We start from the raw sequence: 2,818 nt of genomic DNA, 5'->3' as shown, positions 1-2,818 counted from the left end.
TCGATCCGTTGGAGATCGAGGACGCTATTTACCAGTCGTACCAGCCGTTCGGTGTTTTCGTCGGCGATCGCCAGCAGTTGATTTCCGTCGGTGGAGAGGGTGCCCAATCTTCCGGTGGCGAGGATTTTGAGGGCACTATGGAGGGAGGTTAGGGGCGTGCGAAGCTCGTGGCTGACAACGGAGATAAATTCATCTTTCATTCGTTCGATCGCCTTGCGATCGCTGATATCGCTAGTGAGCGCGAAAAAACCACTGACTCGCTCTTCAAGATCGAGATGGGGAATATAAGTCACACTTACCGATCGAGTGGTGCCATCTTGAATGGTAATTTCGTTCTCATAAGTGACAACTTGCCCCGCCAGGGCGTGATGAATGTGCGACTGCATTCGATCGTAACAATCATCGCCCCAAATTTGACGCATGTGGGAGCCAGACATGGTTGCGAGAGACTGCCCCAACCAGTCAGTGTAGGCTTGGTTGTTGAATTGATAGCACTCGAGATCGTCGATATAGGCAATTAAGACGGGTAGCGCGTTGGTAATCAGCCGCAATTGCTCCTCACTCTGTCTGAGTGCGGTTTCAGCTTGCTGCCGCTCTTCGATTTCTCGTCGGAGGCTAATATTAGCAGCTTGTAGCTCTGCGGTTCTTTCCGCCACAATTGACTCTAGTTGCCCCCACAACTCTCCTTGAGCTAGGGCGATGCTAATTTGGTCGGCGAGCTGTTGCATCAGTTCTAGCTCAAAATCGACCCATTGGCGGGGACGATCGCATTGATGGGCAATTAACAATCCCCACAACGCATGTTTGGGCGGTTGAGATCGCGACGGCTGGACGATCGAACTATGTAAAATGGGGACGATTAACTTTGCTTTTACGCCAAATTGTTCGACAAATTCCACCAAACAATCGGCGACTTCCGCTGTCGGATCGCGCACGTCGGCAACAGCACGCACTCGCCCAGTCGCATATTTTTGTTGATATTCAGGCGGAAATACTTCTTCTGGAAATTCCATCCCCAAAATTGGGGGATATGCTGGCAATACTGCTTCGATAATCGGTTTGCCAGTACCGTCGTCAAACACCTGATAAATTAATACGCGATCGGCTTGCAATACGCGCTGTATTTCGGTAACGATCGTGCGAAGAATTTCGGTTAATTGCAACGACTGACGAATCTTTAAAGCAATCTCAGCAAACAATTCCGATCGTTGCCGTTCGGGTGGCTGCGATTGTTGTACCGATCGAGAGATCGGTTTGCGGTTCGCAGTCGATTTTGGTTTCGGCGATTTGGATGCTCTACCTGTCATTTGAAATTGAGGCGACAGATCCGGTTAGGTTGACAATTTCTAACATTAGTTATTAACAGCCACTTTACTTAGTATCGCATAGTTTTGACACCACTTTTCTACGCAGCGATCGCCCGCACGATATCGCTTTGAGTAATCATCCCGATCGGACAATTTTCAGCATTCACGATCGGTAAATGATGGATTCTTTTCTCATGCATGATTCTGGCAGCATTTGGAAGCGTGGTATCAGGGTGAATTGAGATGGGATGACCCGTCATTACTTCACCGACTGTTTGCCCTAGAGCCTTGTGTAAATCGCGATCGTAGGTGGCTGGATTTTGGAAATAAATTACCCCACCTAAAAACATCATATATGGCGGCTGTTCGACTCCTGTTTCGCGCCACATTAAATCTGATTCAGAGAGGATGCCGACTAATTTATTATCGTCATCGACTACTGCTAAACCAGTCAGCTTGCGATCGACTAATAATTTAATTGCTTCTGATAATTGAGTACTAGGAGTGACAGTCAAGACATCACTATTCATCCAATCTGCGGCAGTTTGCGTCATAATTTACCTCATCAATGTCGATGTGTAATTAGTTCGATAATTCGGTTGAAGCGATCGAGTTTTATCGGTACGATCGAGTTTTATCAATACCTTTATTATACCCATCGTAGAATAACTGTGGGGAAGTATTATCATATCTTCACTTCGATCTCGATCGATAAAGGGGACAATCGCTCGTCCCCTAGTGTTAACCTAAAATAGCAATTACGCCGCAATAAACTTCATCGAGATGCCGTTCATACAGTAGCGTAAACCCGTTGGTTTTGGCCCATCTTCAAATACATGTCCTAAATGTCCGCCGCAGCGACGACAATGGACTTCGGTACGGGTAGAGAAGAATGATTTATCGACGGAAGTCTCGATCGCGCCAGGAATCGGATCGTTGAAACTCGGCCAACCCGTGCCACTATTAAACTTAGTATCAGAGACAAATAGCGGCAAATCGCAGCCAGCACAGACAAATTGACCTTTTCCGTACTCTTTGTCTAAAATACTGGTACCAGCTCGTTCTGTACCGTGTTTCCGTAATACATTAAACTGTTCTGGAGTTAAGATTTCCTTCCACTCTGCATCAGTCTTGGTAACTTCAAATTCGCCTTGTGTCTTCGTCATTGGGGGTGATTGTGTGGATAAAAAATAAAGTCCGCTTGCAGTACCGATCGGTACTAACGCAGCCGATAATAGAGTTCGTCTTTGCATTTTGCCAGGAGCATCGATATCTTTAAGTCAATACCTCGTTGGCGTAGCCTCTCCACTGGAGAATCGCAACCGACATTGAGAAATTTATGGTTACTTATATTTTAACAATTATCTGAACTTGAGGGCATAAATATCGATCGCGATCGAATAGCCTGAAACCTAAACGTTGGGCACTGCGAGCCTAACGTGACTTCGGTGGAGATGGTGTTACCCCCCCAACCCCCCCTTTATAAGGCAGGGCTGATTCATTCCTTATCA

Annotated in this window: 3 protein-coding genes; all 3 read right to left on the bottom strand. The window is 46.6% G+C overall.

Translation table 11 applies throughout. From position 1 onward, the window contains the following. A partial coding sequence (locus tag RMO79_RS01925) for a GAF domain-containing protein (protein WP_310481364.1) occupies positions 1 to 1,307 on the bottom strand: 1,307 nt, incomplete at its 3' end. A 98-nt stretch (positions 1,308 to 1,405) separates the two neighbouring features. Next, on the bottom strand, positions 1,406 to 1,861 hold the full coding sequence (locus RMO79_RS01920; protein ID WP_310481363.1) for a CBS domain-containing protein: 456 nt from the start codon (positions 1,859 to 1,861) through the stop codon (positions 1,406 to 1,408). A gap of 204 nt (positions 1,862 to 2,065) precedes the next feature. Further along, positions 2,066 to 2,560, bottom strand: a complete 495-nt coding sequence (gene msrB / locus RMO79_RS01915) for a peptide-methionine (R)-S-oxide reductase MsrB (protein ID WP_310481362.1) — start codon at positions 2,558 to 2,560, stop codon at positions 2,066 to 2,068. Positions 2,561 to 2,818: the final 258 nt, after the last annotated feature.

Origin of the sequence: Chamaesiphon sp. VAR_48_metabat_403 (assembly GCF_031422475.1) — a bacterium.
Classification (GTDB): domain Bacteria; phylum Cyanobacteriota; class Cyanobacteriia; order Cyanobacteriales; family Chamaesiphonaceae; genus Chamaesiphon.
Note: the sequence above shows the minus strand (reverse complement) of the source record. Positions and strands in the feature narration are given on the sequence as shown.

Bases quoted from the DNA above. Each gene is read 5' to 3' on its own strand.
- msrB (WP_310481362.1), bottom strand. From the start codon at position 2,560: ATGCAAAGACGAACTCTATTATCGGCTGCGTTAGTACCGATCGGTACT.
- RMO79_RS01920 (WP_310481363.1), bottom strand. From the start codon at position 1,861: ATGACGCAAACTGCCGCAGATTGGATGAATAGTGATGTCTTGACTGTC.